General features: G+C 56.5%; 11 protein-coding genes and 1 CRISPR repeat array. Of the genes, 8 read left to right on the top strand and 3 right to left on the bottom strand.

Translation table 11 applies throughout. The features are described from left to right. Window positions 1-183: 183 nt before the first annotated feature. From BBDE_RS06120 to cas2, 7 genes are all read left to right on the top strand, one after another. Window positions 184-3729, top strand: a complete 3546-nt coding sequence (locus tag BBDE_RS06120; RefSeq protein WP_228369673.1) for a helicase-related protein — start codon at window positions 184-186, stop codon at window positions 3727-3729. Between the two features lie 99 nt (window positions 3730-3828). Further along, window positions 3829-6591: a DUF1156 domain-containing protein gene (locus BBDE_RS06115; RefSeq protein ID WP_003839948.1), complete on the top strand. Its 2763-nt coding sequence runs from the start codon at window positions 3829-3831 to the stop codon at window positions 6589-6591. Window positions 6592-6606: 15 nt separating this feature from the next. After that, entirely contained in the window at window positions 6607-10023 is a 3417-nt protein-coding gene (locus tag BBDE_RS06110; RefSeq protein WP_003839950.1) for a DUF499 domain-containing protein, read from the top strand. Between the two features lie 2 nt (window positions 10024-10025). Continuing rightward, entirely contained in the window at window positions 10026-10214 is a 189-nt protein-coding gene (locus tag BBDE_RS06105; RefSeq protein ID WP_003839951.1) for a hypothetical protein, read from the top strand. A gap of 746 nt (window positions 10215-10960) precedes the next feature. Then, window positions 10961-14326 carry a type II CRISPR RNA-guided endonuclease Cas9 gene (gene cas9, locus BBDE_RS06100; RefSeq protein WP_003839956.1) on the top strand — a complete coding sequence of 1122 codons (3366 nt, stop codon included), beginning with the start codon at window positions 10961-10963 and terminating at the stop codon, window positions 14324-14326. Window positions 14327-14332: 6 nt separating this feature from the next. Further along, a complete protein-coding gene (gene cas1, locus BBDE_RS06095; RefSeq protein WP_012902198.1) occupies window positions 14333-15250 on the top strand; it encodes a type II CRISPR-associated endonuclease Cas1 in 918 nt (305 codons plus the stop codon). Beyond that, window positions 15237-15569 carry a CRISPR-associated endonuclease Cas2 gene (cas2, locus tag BBDE_RS06090; RefSeq protein WP_003839959.1) on the top strand — a complete coding sequence of 111 codons (333 nt, stop codon included), beginning with the start codon at window positions 15237-15239 and terminating at the stop codon, window positions 15567-15569. Before cas1 ends, cas2 begins: the two co-directional genes overlap by 14 nt. Before the next feature lie 50 nt (window positions 15570-15619). After that, window positions 15620-16679: a CRISPR direct-repeat array (repeat unit 36 nt; unit sequence CAAGTTTATCAAGAAGGGTAGAAGCTAATTCCCAGT). Between the two features lie 347 nt (window positions 16680-17026). On the opposite strand, the gene BBDE_RS06085 is transcribed toward cas2, so the two are convergent. Genes BBDE_RS06085 through BBDE_RS06075 form a run of 3 tightly spaced genes read right to left on the bottom strand, consistent with a single transcriptional unit; the run spans window position 17027 to window position 20618 of the window. Continuing rightward, complete coding sequence (locus BBDE_RS06085) at window positions 17027-18397, bottom strand: ImmA/IrrE family metallo-endopeptidase (protein WP_003839968.1); 1371 nt, start codon at window positions 18395-18397, stop codon at window positions 17027-17029. Beyond that, entirely contained in the window at window positions 18394-19329 is a 936-nt protein-coding gene (locus BBDE_RS06080) for a hypothetical protein (RefSeq protein ID WP_012902196.1), read from the bottom strand. The genes BBDE_RS06085 and BBDE_RS06080 overlap by 4 nt, the downstream gene beginning before the upstream one ends. After that, window positions 19329-20618, bottom strand: coding sequence for a hypothetical protein (locus BBDE_RS06075; protein WP_012902195.1), 1290 nt, complete (start codon window positions 20616-20618; stop codon window positions 19329-19331). Before BBDE_RS06075 ends, BBDE_RS06080 begins: the two co-directional genes overlap by 1 nt. Before the next feature lie 388 nt (window positions 20619-21006). Between BBDE_RS06075 and BBDE_RS06070 the strand changes: the two genes are divergently transcribed. Further along, window positions 21007-22338 (top strand): 3'-5' exonuclease, encoded by a 1332-nt coding sequence (locus tag BBDE_RS06070; RefSeq protein WP_003839972.1) that lies wholly within the window; start codon window positions 21007-21009, stop codon window positions 22336-22338. The last annotated feature ends 33 nt before the right edge of the window (window positions 22339-22371 follow it).

The following is a 22371-nucleotide window of genomic DNA, read 5'->3' as shown; positions in this document are numbered from 1 at the left end:
ACCGAGGTGGGTTCTCGCGGGGAAGCGGGAACCCATGGCCCCGGACTCTATTCGGATTCAGGACGTTGAAGCTGTCCGACTTAATCACCTACGGCCTTCACCCGTAGGACACGCATGCCGGAAGACCATTCCCACCTTCGAGTAGCGTTTAACTATCCGGCGGAATGATGCATGGGGTGCGGCATGGATGACATGGAACTGTCGTTGGGTGATATCGAACCCGGATTGCTGATTTCCGGAATCATTTCGGATCGTCCCGCCAAGGTGATCGCAGTCACTCCGATGGGCGGTTCCATCGACTTGTTCTACACCGATCCGGACGGCAGCACGGGACGTGAGGTCCTTGACGAAGAGTCCGTCAAAAGTCTGCGGATCGTCTCGCAGGAGAACGCGGGACCGAGATTCGACGCGGATCCGGACGAATTCCGGCTGGCCGCGGAGGCGTTGCGCATCAAATACGCCGCGTTGTATGACCCCATGTCGGCAGTCTATTCGTCCGACATCGACCCGCTACCGCATCAGATCCGCGCGGTGTATGAGGACATGCTGCCGAAAGTGCCGCTGCGGTTCCTTCTCGCCGATGATCCGGGTGCTGGCAAGACCATCATGGCAGGCCTGTACATCAAGGAGATGCTGTTGCGTTCGGCGGCGGAACGCATGCTCATCGTGTGCCCCGGAGGACTGGCCGAACAATGGCGCGATGAGCTAGCCGACAAGTTCAATCTGGATTTCGAAGTGTTCCAGCCGTCGATGCGTGAGCTGAGCCAATCGGGCAATCCATTCCGCGAGCACGCCAGACTCATCGTTCGTATGGACCAGGTGGCACGCAACGATGAATACCGGAAAATGCTGTCCGAGGTGTCGTGGGACATCGCGGTCGTGGATGAGGCACACCGTATGAGCGCCCACTACAAGAATGTGTTCGGCGAGACAGACTACACCAAACGCTTTCATTTCGGGGAGATTCTCGCGAGGACGTCGGAGAACTATCTGCTGATGACAGCGACCCCGCATTCGGGCAAGGAGGACGACTTCCAGCTATTCATGACCCTGCTCGATCCGGACCGGTTCGCGGGACGCTACGAGCCGAAACGGCACCGCAACACCGACACGGCGGGCCTCATGCGCCGCATGGTCAAGGAGGATCTGCTCACTTTCGATGGCAAGCCATTGTTCCCGGAACGTCATGCGGAAACCGTGGCGTACGAGCTTTCCGACGGAGAGAAATCGCTGTACAGGGCGGTTACGGAATACGTGCGCGACGGCATGAATGCGGCAAAGAAGATAATGCGGTCGGATAAAAGACGCGGCAACAGCATCGGCTTCGCCCTGACCGTGCTACAGCGGCGTCTGGCGTCGAGCCCGGAGGCGATTCTGCGTTCGCTGGAACGCAGACGGGATAGGCTGTCCGACCTGCTGGAGAGGATTGACGCTCATCCCGACAAGGCCGTTGAGATTCTCAACGACGACAGGGAACGCTACGTCGGCATGGACATGGACTCGTTCGACGACCTGTGGGATGAGACCGACGAAGACCAGCAGGGCCAGTTGGAGTTCGACATTAACCAGATCACGGATGCGGTCACCGGCGCAAGGACCCGCGAGGAACTGGCCAACGAGATTGCTTGGCTCGACCGTCTCGTCACGCAGGCGTCCGAAGTGCGCGCCTCGGGACGGGACACGAAATGGACGCAGCTGTCGGACATCCTGCACGAGAAGGTCTTGAACACGGGCACGTCCGAACTGCCCCACAAGATGATCGTGTTCACTGAGCACAAGGACACGCTCACCTACCTCCAAGGTAGGATCGACACGCTTCTGGGGCGTCCTGAGGCCGTGGAGACGATTCACGGCGGCATGGACCGCGCGGAACGCAAACGTGTGCAGGAACGGTTCGTGAACAATCCGGCCACGCGCATCCTGGTCGCGACCGATGCGGCCGGCGAGGGCCTGAACCTGCAACGCGCCGATCTGATGGTCAACTACGACCTGCCATGGAACCCTAACCGCATCGAGCAACGTTTCGGACGCATTCACCGCATCGGACAGAAACGCGTGTGCTGGCTGTGGAACTTGGTCGCGAAGGACACTCGCGAGGGCGAGGTGTACGGCAAATTGCTCACGAAGATCGAGACGATGGACAAGGCGTACAGCGGCCGTTTGTTCAACGTGCTCGGCGACGGCGGAGCGTTTAACGGCAAGTCTCTCAAGGACCTTATGATCGAAGCGATCCGGTACGGCGACAGGCCGGATATACAGGCCAGACTCGACCAGATCATCGACCAAAGCGTCAGCCAGGGACTGCAGGACCTGGTCAACGACCGTTCCGCGCATCCGGAACGCTACTCCAGACTCGACGTGGACGAGGTACGCAGGCTTATGGAGAAGACCCGGGAACGCAAGCTCCAGCCAGGGTATATTTCAGCCTTCTTCCTTGAGGCGTTCCGGAAACTGGGCGGCACCGTGCGCAGACGTGAGAGGAACCGTTGGCAGATCATGCATGTTCCGGTCGCCATCCGCGCGAAGGCCGACATGCTGGATCGCCGCCATGGCGTAGCCGACGCTTACGAGCGCATCACGTTCGACCCATCGGCGGAGCATGTGGACGGCAGGCCCGACGCGCTGCTCGTCGCGCCGGGAGTCCCGCTGCTTGACGCAGTCGACGAGATCATCATCGAACGGTACGGCAATGGTCTGGACCATGGAGCTGTGTTCGTGGACCGCACCGACAGCCAGCCGGAGGAACCGGTGCTCATGGCGGCCGCCGAACAAACGATAACGGATTCCATGGAAAGACCTGTTTCGCGGCATTTCGACTATTTGCAGATCGACGAACATGACGGACTCGCGCTTTCGCCAGCTCCGCCGTACCTCGACTACGACGCTCCCCGCCAAGACGAAAAGGAAGCCATTGACGGATTGCTCCGTCTCCCATGGATCCGTACCGACCATGACGACAGCATGCGAGCTTATGTGTATTCGCATGGCACGAAACCTCGCTTGTCCGAGCTCCAGGCCAGTAAGGACGCGGAGAGGAGGCATGTGCTCAAACAAGTGCATGACAGGCTGAACGCGGAAATCGAATACTGGTACCAGCAGTACAACCGGTGCGTGGAGGACGAACGCCATGGCAAACGCGGCCGGAATATGAACTCGTCGATTGCGTTCAAACGCGCCCACGAGTACGAGCAGAGGCTTGAACTGCGTGAGAATGAACTGTCCTCGTCGGTGCGTCTGCACGCAAAACCGGCCATGGTGCGCGGCATGGCGCTGATAATCCCGTCACGTATGCTGCCGCAACCTGTCACGCCGCCGGAATCCAGGCCGTTCGCCAGGAACACGACCGGGGTGGACCGCAGGGCCGTCGACCTGACGATGGAGATGGAACGCAGACTCGGCCGCATGCCGGTGGAGATGCCCCACAACAACAAGGGATACGACATCCGTTCCACGGACCCGCAGGGCAAGGTGTATTTCATCGAAGTCAAAGGCCGTATCGACCTGCCTGAGGCGGACACGTTCACGGTGAGCGCAAATGAGGTCGCGTTCGCCCAATCCCAAGGGAACAGGCATCGTCTCTCGCTCGTGCGTGTGAGTCCATTCGGCAAGGAGCATGACCGCATCCGTTACGTGGAACACGCGTTCGATGCGATCACGCCAGCAGGCTCCACGCGCTCGTTCAACGAACAGCTGGCCGACTATTGGAACCGTGGCGGAAATCCGTTTTGATGAAGAATCCGCGTGTCCTCGTGAAAAATCCGATTGTGAACGACTTGAAAAGGTAGGCTGGTGGCAGAATGACGAGAAAATACCCCAAAGGACAACTTCATGACTGAAAGCGAGCGCAGGAAGAAACTTATCGAGACGGGTATTCCGTTGAAGACGATCAACGAGGAATCGGCGCGTGAGAAGTCGTTGCGTCACGGGTTGCCGTCGACCCTGCACCTGTATTGGGCGAGACGCCCGTTGGCTACCACCCGATCCATTCTGTTCGCCCAGCTTGTAGACGACCCATCCGCCCATCCGGACAGGTTCCCCACCGAAAAGGCCCAGAACACCGAACGCAAGCGTCTCCATCTGATCATGGAACGGTTGGCGAAGTGGGAGAACATCCATGACATGGACCTGTACAAGGAGGCCAGACAGGCGATTCTCGATTCGAACGACGGCGTCATGCCGGACATATTGGATCCGTTCGCTGGTGGCGGCGCCATCCCCTTGGAGGCGCAGCGTCTCGGATTGAGATCGCACGCGTCCGACCTGAATCCGTTGGCTGTAACGATCAACAAGGCACTGATCGAATTCCCATCCATATTCTTCAACCGGCCGAGCGTCCATCCGACCGAAGGTGCCAAGACAAGCGACAAGACCGGCGGCCTAGCCGACGACATCCGCTACTACGGCAGGATCCTGTGCGACAAGGCATTCGGAAAGGTCGGAAACCTGTACCCGAAGGTTAAGGACGAGGATGGCGTGGAACACACCGTGATCGCATGGATCTGGGCGCGTACCGTCACGAATCCGAACCCGGCGAACCCGGTGCAGGTGCCGTTGGTACGTTCCTGGTGGCTGTCCAAGAAGAAAGGCCACGAAGCGTGGGTCAAACCCACCGTCCAGGATGACGGTACCATCACCTACGAGATCCAACACGACAATAAAGGACCGAAAGGCGATGACGAGGGAACCGTCAATCGCAAGGGAGCTGTATCCATCGTCGATGGAACACCTATCGATTTTGAATACATTCGTGCCGAAGGACAAGTTGGGCATATTGGCTCACAGCTCATGGCCATCGTCGGAGATAGCTCCAGCGGACGCGTTTATGTCAGCGCGTCAGCTTTGCAAGAACAGGCAGCAAACGTTCCAGAGCCTCTGGATAAGCCTATGGAGCTTCTACCCGAAAAAGCATTAGGCTTCCGTGTGCAGGCATACGGATATAAGCTTTGGTCCGACTTGTTTACGAATCGTCAGTTGACGGTGCTGACGACTTTGTCGGACACTGTCGCCGAGGTACACGAACAAGTACTGGCGGACGCATTGGCGGCAGGCATGCCGGAAGGCGAACCACTCGACAATGGCGGAAAGGGCGCTCGGGCGTACGCGGACGCAGTCTCCGTGTACCTGAGTCTCGCCGTCAGTCGGCAAACCGACTACAGCTCTAGCATCTGCACGTGGCATAACACCGGAGAAAAGATGCGTAATGTGTTCGCACGACAGGCAATTCCTATGGCATGGGATTACGCGGAGGCGAACCCGTTCTCATCCAAATCAGGTAACTTCCTCGGCCAGGTAGAGTGGGTTGCCGAAGCTGTGGAGAACGTGCCTGCATATCCGGAATGCGAGGCGCGTCAGGCCGACGCGGCCACGCGTGACTATTCGAACGTGGTGGTATCCACGGATCCGCCGTACTACGACAACATCGGATACTCGGACCTGTCGGATTATTTCTACGTGTGGCTGCGCCGCATGCTCAAACCGGTCCTGCCGTCCGTGACCGCCACGATGCTCACCCCGAAGACGCAGGAGCTCGTGGCCAACCCATACCGTCACGGCGGCAAAGACGGTGCCGCACAGTTCTTCGTGGACGGGTTCAACCACGTGTTCGCACACATCCGCGAAACCGCACGCACGGATGTTCCTATGACTGTGTATTACGCATACAAGCAGAAGGACAACAAAACAGGCACTTCGACAGGCTGGTACGCATTGTTGGACGGACTGATCCACAGTGGTTGGGAAATCACCGCCACCTGGCCGGTACGCAGTGAACTGTCCAACCGCATGATTTCCAGCGGCACGAACGCCTTGGCTTCGTCCATCGTGCTGGCGTGTCGTCCGCGCCCCGAGGACGCCCCGGCGACCACGATGCGCGCGTTCAACAGTGTCCTGCGTTCGGAACTGTCCATGGAACTACGCACGTTCATCGCATCCGGCATTGACCCAGTGGATTTGAGTCAGGCCGCGATCGGGCCGGGCATCAGCGTCTACTCGCGTTATTCGCGCATCCGCGAAGCCGACGGCACCGACATGCCCATCCAGCGTGCGTTGGAGGTCATCAACCATGTAATCGACGAGGTCATGGGCGACGCAGACTCCGACTATGATCCCGACACCCGTTTCGCGGTGAAATGGTACCAGTCCTACGGGTGGAGCCAGCAGGACAGCGGCATCGCGGACCAGCTGTCGCGTTCCTGCGGCACGTCTCCGGACGCGTTGGTGCGTTCCAGCGTGTTCGAGGCGGCCGGCGGCAACGCGCGCCTGCTCAGGCCCGGGGAACTGGCCGGCGAATGGAACCCATTGACCGACGTGCGCACCGGCCTGTGGGAGGCCGCAGTGCGCATGGCCGGCGTGCTGGACGCGAAGGGCGTGGACGCGGTGACGCCGATGATGGCGCATGTCGGACAACGCATGCCGTTGGATCAAGTCCGCAGCCTCGTCTTCCGCATGTACCACGAGGCGGAAAAACGCAAGGACACCGAGGAAGCCATCCGATTCAACAATCTGGCGTCCATGTGGGACGACCTGTACTCGGATGCCGTGAGGCGTATGCGCGACGCGGGCGAGAACGTCCAAGGCACGTTGGAAGTCTGACAAGGAGGAAAAGCGATGGCGATGAACAACAGGGACCGTATCGGCAAGGCGCTCGACCTGCTTGCCGAGGGACTCATGGACCCGGTCGACGAAATCATGACGAAAACGTTCCAGACCAAGGATTGGAACAGGACCTGGTCAGAGAGGGAAGCGGAGAAGCACGGGTCCAAACCATTGGATATGACCAAGGGCGACGTGCAGACCCAATTGCGCGCCATCACCGAATTCGGACGTGAGTTCAACGGCATACTGCCTCGCTCCCAGCAGGCGTACGCCTCTGAACTGCGCGAAGTGCGCGCGAAGTGGGCGCACATGGAACCGTTCACATCGGACGAGACGATTCGCGCGTTGAGCACCATAGAACTCCTGCTCGCCGCGATGGATGCACCGGATTCGGCCTCTGACGTGCGCAGGATCCGCGACACCCTGCAGCGCACCGTATACGAGGACCACACTCGTAAGATCAGCAAGAACAAAACCCTCATGGTCGCGGCAGGCCAAGGCATGAAGCCGTGGCGCGAGGTCATCCGACCTCATGATGACGTGGCTTCCGGAAGATTCACCGCGTCCGAGTTCGCAGCCGACCTGTACCAAGTGGCGGTCGACAGAAGCATATGCGAGCCAGGTAACGCGTACGGCGATCCAGTCGAGTTCTTCAGCCGCACCTATCTGACCGAAGGATTGAAGGATCTGTTGTCCCGCGCGGTCAAAAGACTCGAAGGCGACGGCAGTGGCTCACCCGTGGTGAACCTGCAGACCAATTTCGGTGGAGGTAAGACCCACAGCCTGCTCGCCCTGTACCACCTGTTCGGGGACACCCCGGTAGGCGCATTGTCCTCCGATGTCCAGGACCTCGTGTCCAGACTGGGGGTCGAATGGACTCCAGGCAACATCCGCAGGGTCGCGCTCGTAGGCACCAAACTGAACGCCGGCAAGCCCGACGTGAAATACGACGGTACTGAGGTGCGCACCATCTGGGGCGAACTCGCCTGGCAGCTCGGCGGCCGAGAAGCGTACGACATGATCGCCGAGAATGACAGGAACGGCACGAATCCCGGCCATCTGCTCGATGACATCCTTGCCAAGTATGGCCCATGCCTGATCCTGATCGACGAATGGGTCGCCTACGCGAAACAGCTCGTCGGGCACGACGACCTACCCGCGGGACCGTTCGACAACCAATTCGTGTTCGCACAGTCCCTCACTGAGGCAGTCAGAACATCAGGGCATTGCATGCTCGTCATGTCCATCCCCGCATCGGATACCGGCCAGGGCAGTGACATCGAAGTCGGCGGAGAGAACGGACAGCAGGCACTGCGCGAGTTGCAGAACGTCGTGCGCAGGACCGCGGACCAGTGGCGGCCATCCACGAGGGACGAATCGTTTGAAATCGTGCGCAAGCGTCTGTTCGAGGAGCCTGACGCCGAGGCCCAGGAACAGATCGCGCTGACAGCACGTCGCTTCGTGGACATGTACCGGGCGAATCCGAAATCGTATCCGTCCGACGTGTCCGGTATGGATTACGAGAAGCGCATACGTGCGTCCTACCCGTTGCATCCGGAACTATTGGATCTGCTGTATGAGGACTGGTCGAGCCTGGAGACCTTCCAACGCACGCGTGGCGTGCTGACGCTCGTGTCGAACATCATCCACGAACTGTGGACATCGGACGACACCAGTCCGTTGATTCTGCCGGGCAACGTGCCGTTGGACGCCGATTCGGTCAACTCGAACCTCACCCAATACCTGCACGACCCGTGGAAGCCAATCATCGACACGGACGTCGCCGGCCCGAATTCCACGCCGGCCAGCATCGACGCAGAACGACCGGCATTGGGGCAACGTCATCTGACGCAGCGCATCGCGCGCACCATATTCATGGGATCCGCGCCCCGCGCCAACGCACAGAACCCGTACGTCGGCGAACAGAACATCCGTCTCGGCACGGAAATGCCAGGCGATGCGGACGGCAATCTCGGTAACGCGCTGAGTCTGCTGGAGCAGAACTCCACCTACTTCTTCAACGAGGGCGCGCGCTACCGGTACAGCCTGCAACCGTCCATCACGAAGACCGCGCGCGACTACGCGGAACGGCTCCGTGAGGATCCGGAAACCGTGTACAACGAGATCACACGTAGACTCAGATCCGAGGGGGCCGGCGGCAGGCGCGGCAAGTTCCGCCGCGTGTGCGTCGCGCCGGGCGGTTCCGACGGCATCCCCGACGTGGACGAGGTCACACTGGTCATCATGCATCCCCGTTGGTCCCTCAACAAGAACGGCATGAAGGACCAAGGCACCTCCGAAACGGCGCGATGGATCCGCGACGTCATCGAACGCCGTGGATCGGCGCAGCGCGCAAACCGCAACATGGTTGTGTTCCTCGTGGCGGACAAGGACACCCTCGAACTCGCCGAGGACTCCACGCGCCTGTATCTAGGCTGGAAGCAGGTGGTGGACAGGGAGAAACAGCTGAACCTCACGCATCAGCAGCTCGATCAGGCGAACGACAGGAAAGAGGAGCTCGACAGGACCCTGAATGACAGGATCCGCAACGCGTACCAATGGTGTGTGTATCCGCAGCAAGACAATCCAGCCGGAGCCTACACGCTCGACTCGTCGCGCGTACCGGACAGCGGCACCGGTTCCATGGCGGAACGCACAGGAAATCTCCTGGCACGGAACGACATGCTCATCGAAGGCTATTCAGGCGACAACATCGGATACGAGATCATCTCTAACGTCCGTTCCGCGTTCCATGACGGCGTGCTGGCCGCGGGGGAGCTGTGGGACTTCATCACGCGTTTCCCGTACATGCCACGCTTCGCTGACCGCGAGGTGCTCGACCATGCCATCGAGGACGTGCCGAACCACCCGATGGAACCATCCATGAGGTTCGCGCTGGCCTCCGGACGCGACCCTGAAACGGGGGACTTCCACAACCTCATCATCCCGGGTGTCACCCCGCAATCCATGACCATCCAAGCCACGAACTCCACGCTTCTGGTGGAATGGGATGTGGCGGTTGCCGCGCACGAGCAGGAACTCCAACGGGAGGCCGCGGCGTACGTTTCCGTCGTCGACCATGTCGCAGCGGATCTCGTATCTCCTGGTGGACATGGGGATTCGGCCGACACGAAGCACACGCCGGATTCTTCGGCTGTCAGCGCTCCGGCAGCGGCTGAGTCCTTGAAGGTCCGGAAGAAGCGGTACTACGCGTCGGTAGAACTCGATCCGGAAAGCCTCAACCGGCAGCTCGCGCAATTGAACGAGGCGATCCTCGACCAGCTGCGCATGGGTCGCGCGCACATTTCCATCAACTTGGACATCCAAGCCGAGAACGCCGATGGCTTCGACGACAACATCATGAACGTCATCGGCGAGAACGCAAGAAGTCTCAGGAACGTGAAGGAATCCGAGTTCGAGGAGGAGTAGCCATGCACAAGGGCGCGGACCCGCTCTACAAATGCCGTTTCCAGACGGCCCCTGCGGAATCGTTGGAAGACCCGCTGTGGACATTGGTGTTGCAGGTCCGTGCCTGGATATGCAGAAAACACAGGAGCATCAGCAAGAACATTCGTGATTGGACAAGCGAGGTCAGTATGCCGTCGATTCTCAGAGCCTGAATGCCATTGTCCTCTCCAACGCACTGATCTGCTATCCGGCCGATAACGAGGCGGCTGGCAGAATAACCGAGTCAAAACCCGTCAATACCAAACTTGCCGGCGACGGCATCAACGTCTTCTTCCCGCCCGAAAAAAGACCATGCAAGGATTTGCCAACGCGTGTTCCGACATAGAGGATGGTGAATCGTCGTCATCCTCGTCCGGATACACGGTTCCCGAGTACAAGGGCATGCCGGACCTAAGGACCAGACCCGTGTCATCTCGAATCTTGTCACAGTCGATGAGCCATGGGATGAAGCTTTTGCCAGGCTACGGCCGGCAGGGTTGAACAAGGATTGCGACTACATACTTGTTGGCGGCGTGGGAGATTACAGCGAATATTACGAGAAACGCCCTTCAGACGGCAGACTCAGATGGATGAGCTGAGATCCGCTTTGCCGTCATTATGGGCGTCGGCATCCCATTCCGCTATAAAGCGAATCTGGGTTGGGTTGATTCGTCATACGGAATGGGTTACAATAAAGTCGCTAATTCTCAGTAAGGACAGACTCGATAGCTGTCTTGAATGCTAAGCAGTTTTCTGCAGGGGCGGTTTCCGCCCCGTTTTTATTTTTCATGTGAATGTCGCGGCGTCTTTTCGACAATAGGAATACAATGACCCCTAAGTGCGTTGCTGTTGAACAAAGGGGTATCGAGTGTTGTGCAGATGTCATAGGCGTTACAGAATCGGAATTGACGTGGGTCTTATGTCTGTGGGATTGGCCGCAATTGAAGTAGACGAAACAGGCTTTCCCATCAGAATCTTGAACATTCAGAGTGTAATCCATGATGGTGGGATCGACCCGCAGCTAGGCAAGAAGAAGTCGATATCCCGCAAGGCCATTTCCGGCGTCGCTCGAAGGACCCGGCGCATGCGCAGAAGAAAGGTCGTGCGTCTTCGTCAGTTGGATGCGACTCTTGAGAGTTTAGGCTTCCCGATTGTCGAACCGGATTCCCTAGACACTTGGGAGATTTGGCTCACCCGCGCGAAATTGGCGAGTTCTTATATTCAGGATGACGAGACCCGGAAAGAGGATGTCTCTATTGCGTTACGGCATATCGCACGGCATAGAGGGTGGAGGAACCCATATTCGAACGTCGAGTCGCTGTTCGTGGACGTCGCACCTTCCGAACAATACGAAGAGCTTAGAAGAAAGGCCGAGGAAAAGCTCGGCACGAGTCTGTCCGGCAACCCGACTTCCGCGGAGATCGTCGAATGCATCTTGAAGAGACAGGTTGGTGAAGTCCAGTTGCGCACCAGAAGCCGTAAGGGCGTGAATGGCAATGCGGTGGAAAAAGAAGGACTATTGCCGACGAAGTTGATGCAGAGTGACAACGCCGCGGAAATTCGCAGGATATTCAAGGTCCAGAGGATAGACGATGAGACGGGGAGAAAACTGCTCAGGGCGGTCTTCAAGGCGTGCTCCCCGAAAGGGTCCGTGGAACGGAGGGTGGGTAGGGACGCCTTGGCTCCCGGACTTCCCCGTGCTCTTAAGGCATCGTTGGCGTTCCAAGAGTATCGGATTGCAAATGTCCTCACGAATCTCGTCATTTCAGAAGATGGGACGAAGAGAAAACTGACAATCGCGGAGAAACAGCGTGTCTTTGGTTTTCTTTCTTCCAATGAGACCGATGACATTACGTGGATTGATGTGGCCGAAAAATTGGGATTGGAAAGAAGGCAGATTCAAGGCGTCGGCTGTCTGACCGCCGATGGCGAAGAAAGAATCTCCTCGACTCCGCCACGTAACATCACCGCGCTGCACATCCATTCGGCGAAACCGGTAATAAGGGAAAAGCTCGTTGCGTGGTGGAAGGCTGCGTCTCCCACGGTGCGGGAAACCATGGTAGAGCTCCTTTCGAATACGGTCGATATTGACCGCGTCCGCGAAGACATGGACTACTCGTCGGCGGTCGCGTTCATCGATTCCTTGGGTGACGAGGAACTGACTGCGCTGGATTCGGTGGATCTCCTGTCGGGACGTGCTGCGTATTCACGTCAGACATTGAAGCAGCTGACGGAAAGAATGCTGAATACAGATGACGACCTGCATGAGGCCCGCAAGGCGGTTTTTGGCGTTGACGACAATTGGAAGCCGCCAGTCGATGCAATCAGCACGTCGGTGGGGAATCCCGCCGTTGACCGTGTCCTGAAAATCGTGAACAGATATCTGTTGGCATGCCAGAAACGGTGGAGGAATCCCCAGAGCGTTCAGATCGAACACGTGAGGGAGAGCTTTTCTTCCGTCGCCAAAGCGAAAGAGACGGAAAGGGTTCAGGGTGAAAGAGCACGATACCGCAATGATCTGAGGCGAGAGCTTTGCGAGCAGGAAGGACTTAATAAGATACGTGAATCTGACATCAGACGTTGGGAATCGGTCCAAAGGCAGAATGGAACGTGCCTGTATTGCGGGTCACCGATAACATTCAGGACCTGTGAGATGGACCATATTGTTCCCAGGAAAGGCGTTGGCTCGACCAATACGCGGGTCAATCTCGCGGCCGCATGCGCGGCATGCAACAAGCTAAAATCCAATACAGCCTTTTCCGTGTGGGCGAGAACGGAGGGCGCGGCCAACCGTAAGGTCAGCCAGCGTGACGCAATCGAAAGGGTTAAGACCTTCATCTTTAACAAGTCCGTGCCACCAAGAGAGCAACGCGCGTTCAAACAGGCCGTAATCTCAAGACTGAGACAGGCCGAGTCGGATCCGGCAATAGACAATCGCTCGATCGAATCAGTGGCGTGGATGGCCGATGAGCTGCATCGCCGCATTGAGGCGTATTTCAATCAGGATGCCGATGTGTCGGGGAATACTCCAGCCACCCAAGTGTGGGTGTTCCAAGGCCGGGTGACTGCACTGGCCCGTAAAGCCAGCGGGATCGAAGGGCGCATCCATTTCGCAGGAGAGTGGAAAAAGACCCGTCTCGACAGGCGACATCATGCTGTCGATGCCGCTGTCATCGCGATGATGAACCATTCCGCCGCGCAAACCCTGGTTGAACGTGATTCGCTTCGCCTCTCGCAATGGATAACCAGGAAGCCGGAAACATGGAAGAACTATCCTTTTTCAGAAGGTCAAAAGAAAACGCGTTTCAAGGAATGGCTCGACTGCATGAATGCGCTTCTGGACCTTCTGAATGACGCACTCGACTCGGACCGTGTTCCCGTCACGCGTTGCCAGAGGATGTCTCTCGGCAATTCCCAGGCGCATGCTGCGACCATCAGAAAAATGAAGCGTGTGGAACTTTTCTCGCCTATGGATGCCGATTTGATACGCAGAGCATCCACGCCCGCATTATACTGTGCTTTGACGAGATTGCCGGAGTATTCTCCCGAGAAGGGTCTGCCCGAGAATCGTGGTCGTGAGATTGTGCTCAACGGCAGGCATATTCGATCAACTGAGACAGTCGATTTCTTTGCGAGTGGTGCCGCCCAGCTAATGGTACGTAACGGATCCGCCGAAATCGGGGATTCGATTCACCATATGAGGATATACCGTTATCGAAAGACTGGGGCAAAATCGCAGGAATACGTGTATGGGATGATCCGAGTATTCCAGATTGACCTTCTCCATGCGTCGTCGGAGAATCTTTTTGCGGTCCAGCTTCCGTCCCAGTCGGTTTCCGTGAGATACGGGGACAAGAATGTGGTCCAAGCGATACAAGAGGGGCGTGCGGAGTATCTCGGCCATATCGTCCCTAACGATGAGATCCTGATTAGCTACGAAGGCGTCCGGATGAAAGACAGCGAGAAAATCGGTGCATACGCGAATGATTTCAGTGGTACCGCATCCGAGCTCGCGCAGCGACGACACTGGGTGGTTGTCGGATCTGATGTCAGTAAGTTGGCCTTACGTCCCTCTTATCTTTCCGAAGAAGGACTAGAAAACAGCGGATCGGAATCTGAACGGCTTTCAAAGCAGACACGGAAGGTGATCGAAGGCAAAGGATGGGTCGTCGCGGTTAATATACTGGCCAAATACCATCCTGTCGTGATAAGACGGAATGCGTTGGGCGAGCCAAGGTTCCGGACCAATTCCGGGATGCCTGTCTCGTGGCGCTGGGACAGGTAGGTTCCGATGCAGAGCCAATGGCGTGTGATTGACTGCACTAATCTTGATGGAACGATTTCATATGAGCGTGGCCGTATGAAAGTGAGAAAGCATGGTGAAAGCGAATCGGTCTGCGTTCCGCTGGCTCAGGCCGCCGTTGTTCTGATTGGACTTCGTGTCTGTTGTTCTTCGGCAGTACTCCATGAAATGGCAAAAGCTGGCGTGTCGGTAATGCTTTGTGACTGGAGGGGAATTCCCGATGCCGCATTGCATTCGTGGACCAACGTTCCTTCGGAGGTGGCGGTCCGTCAGATTGCGCAAAGCGAGATGACTTTGCCCAGAAAGAAGAACGCATGGGCGAAAATCGTCAAGGCAAAGATACGGGGACAAGCCTCTTGCCTTGATTCACTCGGAATAGAGGGAGGAGGGGCCTTACGCGGTATCGCATCCTCGGTTAGATCCGGAGACACTTCGAATTACGAAGGATACGCGGCAAGAGAATATTGGAAGAGGATATTTATCGGTGATGGCAAACGGTTCAAAAGGATTCCAGGGGATGGAACCGGCAGAAACGCCCAACTTGACTATGCGTATACAATTCTCAGAGGGTTTGCGGTTAAAGCCATTCTTAGTGCCGGATTGATTCCCACGCTGGGTGTGAATCATCATGGCCGGAGCAATTACTTCTGTCTCGCAGACGATTTATTAGAGGTCTATAGACCTGCTATCGACTATTGGGTTGCCCAACTTGAGCCGGAAGACGGTCCATCCGACAAGAATGTCAAAAGATATCTTGCTGATTCCGTCAATCAGCAGTTCGACTCATCTGGCCTGACGATACCAAGTTCAATAAGCGATTTCGCACAACAATTTGGCTTGTATTGCGAGAAGAAGATCGATGCATTGGAAGTGCCAGAATATCGAGGCCCTTATGAAAAAGGATGAGGACAGTGATGGCATGTGGTGTCTGGTGATGTTCGATCTGCCGGTGAAAACGAGACGGCAACGACGAGAGGCGACAGAGTTCAGAAACATGCTTTTAGGCATGGGCTACAGCATGGTGCAGTATTCCGTATACTCAAGATATACGCCGACCCAATCAGGCAATAGATCGACGGTGATCGCAATAAAAGAGAATCTTCCTCCTGATGGTATTGTTCGAATTCTCCATGTCAGCGATCATCAATGGTCGACCGCATTGCGTTTTTCCAGTTCTAAACAGGTGGAGACTAATGAAACGCCGGACTATTTCACACTTTTTTGAACAGAAGAACCTAATTGAAAGGCGGAGAATGGCCCTTCTTGACAAACATACAAGTTTATCAAGAAGGGTAGAAGCTAATTCCCAGTGAAATACGTCTACGAGCGGTTCCGTTTCCAAGTTTATCAAGAAGGGTAGAAGCTAATTCCCAGTGCATCGAAAGCCTCTGCGAAGACATTCGCAAGTTTATCAAGAAGGGTAGAAGCTAATTCCCAGTGCGCCCCGACCATCCCGACACGAAAGCCCAAGTTTATCAAGAAGGGTAGAAGCTAATTCCCAGTCTTATCGCCGGATTGTTGCGCGGCGAGACAAGTTTATCAAGAAGGGTAGAAGCTAATTCCCAGTAGTCCTTGCCATTATGGTCGGCTGGCACCAAGTTTATCAAGAAGGGTAGAAGCTAATTCCCAGTGCTTCGCGACTGTGGAGCGGGTTGCGGACAAGTTTATCAAGAAGGGTAGAAGCTAATTCCCAGTCGTGTCGGACGTGGACGGCGTGCTCTACCAAGTTTATCAAGAAGGGTAGAAGCTAATTCCCAGTCTTGTCGGCGTGTTCGCCACGGCTCCGACAAGTTTATCAAGAAGGGTAGAAGCTAATTCCCAGTTTGCGAGCAGTGCAATGCACGTCGTCTCCAAGTTTATCAAGAAGGGTAGAAGCTAATTCCCAGTTTTCCCGGCATCTTTCCTCTCGTGGTTGCAAGTTTATCAAGAAGGGTAGAAGCTAATTCCCAGTGGCGACGTACACTTCCTTGGCGCACATGCAAGTTTATCAAGAAGGGTAGAAGCTAATTCCCAGTTGTTTTTCCACATCACGCCTTTGCGGCACAAGTTTATCAAGAAGGGTAGAAGCTAATTCCCAGTACGAATTCCTTGAAAACCTGATCCGCGCCAAGTTTATCAAGAAGGGTAGAAGCTAATTCCCAGTCGCAGGAACTGTATTCGCTCGTATACCACAAGTTTATCAAGAAGGGTAGAAGCTAATTCCCAGTAATGGTACGTCCGTTAATGTCTTCCGATCAAGTTTATCAAGAAGGGTAGAAGCTAATTCCCAGTTCAACCCGGATAATGAGTCGTTGCCGTTCAAGTTTATCAAGAAGGGTAGAAGCTAATTCCCAGTACATCGACGAGTTGGGGACCGAGCTCTCCAAGTTTATCCACTATCCCAAGGAGATACGAGCTAATGGAACGCACAGTCACATTTGAAGATGAGGAGTCCGTCAGGGCCTTTTTATTGGTGTCATCATCGGTTACGTCATCATGTCTGTGATTCTGCATCCATTGCATGCGCTGTACTGGATTTCGAGGATCGCAGGCGTCTGCTGCATGTTTTACGGTGTCGGGTCATCCGTGTATCCGGCAAAGGGATTCGATTTCCTCATTCTCGGCGTGGCATCATTCTACATTCCAAAAGGCTGGATTCTCCATGGCATCCCCGTTCGAAGATGCCATGCGGCTTCTCGCCTTTTAATCGGCATTCAGGAAAGATGCGTATCTTCCCAGCGCGGACAGGAGATGGTCCTTCCTCGTTCGTTTCGGATCGATGACGGGCATTCCCTCTCGAATCCGGCTGTAAATGGGTGAGAATGCGTCGTATGTGTCATATGAGAACACGGTCTCGGACAGTTCGTTGGCGAGCTCGTCGCAGCCAACCGCACGTATGGATTCTCCGAGGTCCGTCAGGAATCGCAGTTGCTCCTTGGCGGTTCGTTCCGAGAGGACTTTTTTCGTCCTCCAGTGAGGAGTGACTGCGTTCCATTCGGCGAAAGCCGTCATTATGTCCTGTTCCATGTCCAACACATAGGCGGGCACATCCGCTTCGCGAACGGGTGCAGGTTCCATCGTGGAAGCCAGTTCGTGGAATGGTTCTTGGTTGGCGCATATGGTCTCTTTCCTCGCTTCGGGCAGATATTCCACGACTAGGAAAGCGAATTCCTGTCTGCCGTGGGAAAAGACCACGTCACCGCGTAGTGGACGTTCGTCGGTCGGCATGCCGAGGAACATCCTAGTGTCCGAAGCGAAACCATCCCCATTCTTTGGTCTTTTCTTCCCACTCTGTGCAAGCGCGTACAGCATGTTCTCCGCCACTGTGAATTCCGGAGAGAAATCCACAGCGCCGTCGTTCCATGCACGGCAGACCACTTCCGGCGGCTCATCCCTCTCGTATGGTTTTTTGATCAGGGACGCGTATCCCAACGATGGGAGCAGCGCGCCGAGACGGCGAACCACTGCGATTCTCGAAACCCGGACTTCGTTCCTCTCAGCCGAGCACTCCCTTCCGTGCTCGAAGACAGCATGAATGTCCCTGGCACATGGGGAACGGTCGAGGACAAGCCATTTCGAGATGAATTTGTCCGGCAGGAGCGCCAGCGACGCGAACCGGTTGCACGCATCCTCCTCGAACCTCTTGCCGGCGTAATCGCTTTCGAACGAGCAGATCCGTTTCATCAGCTCGAAATCGGTCTCTTGGAGGTAATGACCGATTTCGTGCAGCAGTGTGAAATTCCGTCTCGTCGTGAACGATCCTTCATCCCAGGCCACATAGGCCTTGTCCAGTTCCGCCTCCGGATGGGAGGCGGGGGAGAAGAAGCCCAAAAGGTCAGCGAACGATGCGTTGTCGTCCACGGTTCGCCCGTCTTCCCTGATGGTCTTGATCTGGTCCTGTTCCCGTGGCGAATAGTAGATGATGTCCAGTTGCTTCGTCCAATGCTGCCGCAGCATTCCTGGATTGGACAGGCAGTCCTTTCCGAACGACCTGCTTTTCCTTCGGGCGAGTCTGAGCATCCCGTTGACCTGGATGTCCAGACCGGCACGGTATGCGGGGTCGGAGACCATCATTCGGCCTTCCGGCTTCTCGTCATGCTTCCGGCCGCCTTCTGCAATAATTCGTTGATCGCCTCGTCACCAGAGCCGTTGGTTCTGGCTGCGAGGGCGAACGCCTGATGTGCGAGAGCTTCGCGGGCGGTGCTCTCGATGTCGAACGAAGATGCGGACTCTTGGTGGCTGTCGATGTAATCGTCGACGACGAAACGCCAGCGTGGCTGTTCGGACAGTTCCACGAAAGCCTTCGGCAGCGTGTCCGTCGTTTGCGGATGGTTTCCGAAACCGGCCTTTGCCATGCGCTTCTCCTGCTCTTCGGTAAGCGCCAGAGTACCGCGTCGCACGGCAAGGCACTGCGCAGGCGCGAGACCAAGCACGGAATGCAACGCCTCGATGTAGTCGCCGATGTCCTCCCTGGTCCCGAATTCCTCTTCCGAGATGCCTTGCGGCTCGGGAAGCCGGTCGCACAGCTCGTGCCATCGTTCGAACTGGTCCCGGATGTTCATACGGTTCACGAGGGGGATGTTGTTGTCGTCGTAAGGATCGTACACGCCTTCGAACGATCGAATGTTATCCGAGACATGCCCATCGAACGAACCGTATGGAACCGACAGCAGTCTGATGGGTATCGTCGTCTCGAATTCCTTGTATACGATCAGCGGGAAACCAGTCGGGGATCCGTCTGGGAACACGACATGGTCGCGGGAATCGAAACCGTTTTCGTAGTTCCCGACTGGAATGACACGGACGAGCCGCCTGTCATCCGGTACTTCGGAGACGAATACCATCGCACACGTCTTGCGGTCATCGACCTCCCACAGCTGATCGGCTGCGACGGGCTCATCCAAACGCGAGGCAATCAGATCCTCATCCGTCGCCTGCCGGAATTTGCCGGGCTGGTATTGTTTCGCGATGATGTCGATAAGATGCTTCTCGATTCTGCTGTCCATCACCACTCTTCCTCCTGTGGGTCCCTGAAGGAACGCTCCATTTCCAAAGCCGCAGCATCGGCCAAGGAATAATTGCCGATCTTCGATTGCCTGTTCTCGGCTCCGCCCAGATTGACGGGCCGCAAGACCTCGCATTTCTCCAATACGAGCTCGATGATCGAACGCATGGGCAAGGTGCCCTGCGCCACATCGAAACAGAATCCCAGATAGCGTTCCAATTCGCCTTTCTTGCCGATGTTCGGGCTCCTGCCGCCTGGCTTCATTTTATTGACTCTGATTTGGAGGGTTTCGAACTTGTGACGGAGTTTCGGATTGGCTTTAATCGTTCTGATGACCAGATTATTCCGCTGTGTGATGAGTTCGGACATCTCCGCGGGATTGCCGTAGTTTCCCCAACGCGTCGTGCTCCTGTTGTAGTTCCGTTTTTTCTCCTTGGCAGTGTCCCATTCTCCGCCGGAGGCGATAATCTGCCGTATCTGCTCGATGTACGGGTCTCCCGAGTCGCCCGATAGGACGCGGATGAACTCGCCGCGCTCTCTGCGCGCTTTGGCGAGCCGTTTCCTGAGGGATTCGTTGAGTCCGTATGTCGCCGAAGCCATGGCGTTCGCCTTGGATAGGAAATCCTCGACCGACGTCATCAGGAACTTGCTGAACTGCCGGTTGTCGAGATGCCTGTCTTCCCTGCTCCACAATCGTACGATCATGGGTCTGTTCCACGCCTCGCTCGTGGACCAGTAGGCGATGGGATGTGACCCGCGGGATGCTTCGCGTTCCTCTTTCGGAACCAGAAAACGGTAGAGGAAATAGCCTATGTACGGGGGCGGGGTGACCATCTCCTCCCCGGGATAGAGATGCGTCCGCGCATCAGGATCCTCTTCTACGACTTTGATCAGCGACGTCAGGAAGTCCGGCGGCAGACTCCTGAGTTCATTCTCGTCTCGTAGTGTGTGCCCCTTTCCTGCCAACGTCAGCAGCCATTCTCTCACGGAGGACTGCCTCGCATCCCGCTCGGCCCACGTCTCGATGACGGGGATTTCCCTTTCGTTCGATGCACCGAGGAACGCGTCCCTCAGTTTCCATACGATTGGCGAGCTCGTGTTGAGTCTGGAACGTTCATTGGCGCAGTCGCGTGTCAGATCCGGATATTTCTCGCGCAGGGTTTTCGCGATGTAGTAGCGAAGACGCCAATCGCATGAGTTTTGGAACCAATCACAGGGATTCGGCTTGGCGAGCATGCTTCTCTCAAGGTCATCCACGCATTGATAGGGTCGTGCGTCGGTCTCGACCATCTCACCATCAATCAGCCTATCCCTGTTCCTTTCAAGGTCTTCCAGCGTGATACAGATATATCCATCTTGTTCAAACGGATTCACTTTTCGTTTCCCTGATTGTCCCACGTTCATCCATCCCTCCCGCAATGTCCGACAACAAACGATTCTAATCATCGGGACCCTCGGACACGGGGAAATATATGGACGGTGTCGTAACCAATGCCGGGCATACGGATGTTCCCATGGTCCCAGCGCTCCTTTCCTCCGAAATATGGCTTACGTGGCGAGACCACCGGACAAAAGCTGTTCTGTCCATTAGCGGGTTTCGATTATCCGGTGGTTGTCGGATGAACAATTTGACCAATAGGACGATTGCGGATATTTTGTATCGCGGAAAGGGACGGTCATGAACGGCGCCGACAGGATGATGAACGAATACCTCGGACAGGTCGCTACGACGGAGCAGGGCAGAAGCGAGTATCTTAGGCTCGCGCAATCTGCCACGGATACTGTCGAACAATGGCGCGGACTAGAAGGATCCGTCGGCGGACCGATTGCCGGTGCCACGGACCATCTGCTTTCCCGCCTGCAAGATCCGCTACGGCTTTCCATCAACGGCCGCGCGTTGGACGGTCGCAACGTTGCGGTCGATGAGCTGTACCGCGCCACTTACACCCGTCTCGTGGAGAACAACGAATATCTGTCGGCAATGAAGAAGGCTTGGTTGGAAGGACAATCCGAAATTGTCGAGAACGCGTCCGCTATCCGTCTGCTGACATGGCAGTCCCGCGACGCCTACGACGAGTCCGAATATCTCGCCGGTCTCATCGGTCCACAGGCCGCGAGGGCGATACGTCAGCAGGTCAAACCATCCCGGACATCCTCCACAAGGGAATCGGTCGGCGCGCCCAAGCCGAAGCCGCGTCTCACGAAGACGGAAATCGCGGATCCCATCAACGTGTACAGAGAGATTGCTTGGCTTCAGGGCAGGAATCCGGACGATGTCCGCGAACAGGTCGAACGCAGGATCAAGAACGGCATGAACCAGACCGAATCCATCGTCACCGAATACGGGACACAGCCCGTGGCGGGAGTCCTCGTTGGCATCGATCTGGAGACCACCGGCACCAGTGTGAACCAGGACTACATCATCGACGCCGGATGGGAACTATTCGACATGGCCATGGGGCGCGCCTTCGAAGCCCAACGCCGCACCTATGGCATCTCGAAGCAACGTGAACGTCTGGGCATCAGTAGGAACATCACCGAACTGACTGGCATCACCACGGCGGATGTCAGCGGGCGCATCCCCTTCCAAGAGGACGCGAACGCGCAGAAAACGATAATAACCGCGCTTGACGGAAGAATTATGGTTGCACACAATGCGAATTTCGAACGCTCCTTCCTCATCGGCAACTGCGAGGGCTACGCGGAGGCATTACGCGACGGACGCATCCGCATCGTCGACTCCATGAAAGTGGCCCAGCACAGCGAGGATGCGCGTGTACAGGGTTTCAAGCTTGACGATTACGCGCGTCGCAACCACGCGTTGGACGCCGACCGCGACATGGAGGTTCCGTCCCATGACGGCGGCGCGATTCGTCTCGATCAGGGCGAGAAGGAGCGTCATCTTGGGCTCGAGGACGCGCACATCATGATGCGTGCCATGCGCAACCAGCTCAACGCACTGCATTCCCGTTACGAGCATGGCGAGCAAGTTATGCAAGACGTGAATTGACGCCGACCACGACCATTAAACGGCATGATGAGC

Source organism: Bifidobacterium dentium JCM 1195 = DSM 20436, from assembly GCF_001042595.1.
Taxonomy (GTDB): domain Bacteria; phylum Actinomycetota; class Actinomycetes; order Actinomycetales; family Bifidobacteriaceae; genus Bifidobacterium; species Bifidobacterium dentium.
This window is presented reverse-complemented; position numbering and strand designations above follow the sequence as displayed.

Bases quoted from the DNA above. Each gene is read 5' to 3' on its own strand.
- BBDE_RS06120 (WP_228369673.1), top strand. From the start codon at position 184: ATGGATGACATGGAACTGTCGTTGGGTGATATCGAACCCGGATTGCTG.
- BBDE_RS06115 (WP_003839948.1), top strand. From the start codon at position 3,829: ATGACTGAAAGCGAGCGCAGGAAGAAACTTATCGAGACGGGTATTCCG.
- BBDE_RS06110 (WP_003839950.1), top strand. From the start codon at position 6,607: ATGGCGATGAACAACAGGGACCGTATCGGCAAGGCGCTCGACCTGCTT.
- BBDE_RS06105 (WP_003839951.1), top strand. From the start codon at position 10,026: ATGCACAAGGGCGCGGACCCGCTCTACAAATGCCGTTTCCAGACGGCC.
- cas9 (WP_003839956.1), top strand. From the start codon at position 10,961: ATGTCTGTGGGATTGGCCGCAATTGAAGTAGACGAAACAGGCTTTCCC.
- cas1 (WP_012902198.1), top strand. From the start codon at position 14,333: ATGCAGAGCCAATGGCGTGTGATTGACTGCACTAATCTTGATGGAACG.
- cas2 (WP_003839959.1), top strand. From the start codon at position 15,237: ATGAAAAAGGATGAGGACAGTGATGGCATGTGGTGTCTGGTGATGTTC.
- BBDE_RS06085 (WP_003839968.1), bottom strand. From the start codon at position 18,397: ATGATGGTCTCCGACCCCGCATACCGTGCCGGTCTGGACATCCAGGTC.
- BBDE_RS06080 (WP_012902196.1), bottom strand. From the start codon at position 19,329: ATGGACAGCAGAATCGAGAAGCATCTTATCGACATCATCGCGAAACAA.
- BBDE_RS06075 (WP_012902195.1), bottom strand. From the start codon at position 20,618: ATGGTCGAGACCGACGCACGACCCTATCAATGCGTGGATGACCTTGAG.
- BBDE_RS06070 (WP_003839972.1), top strand. From the start codon at position 21,007: ATGAACGGCGCCGACAGGATGATGAACGAATACCTCGGACAGGTCGCT.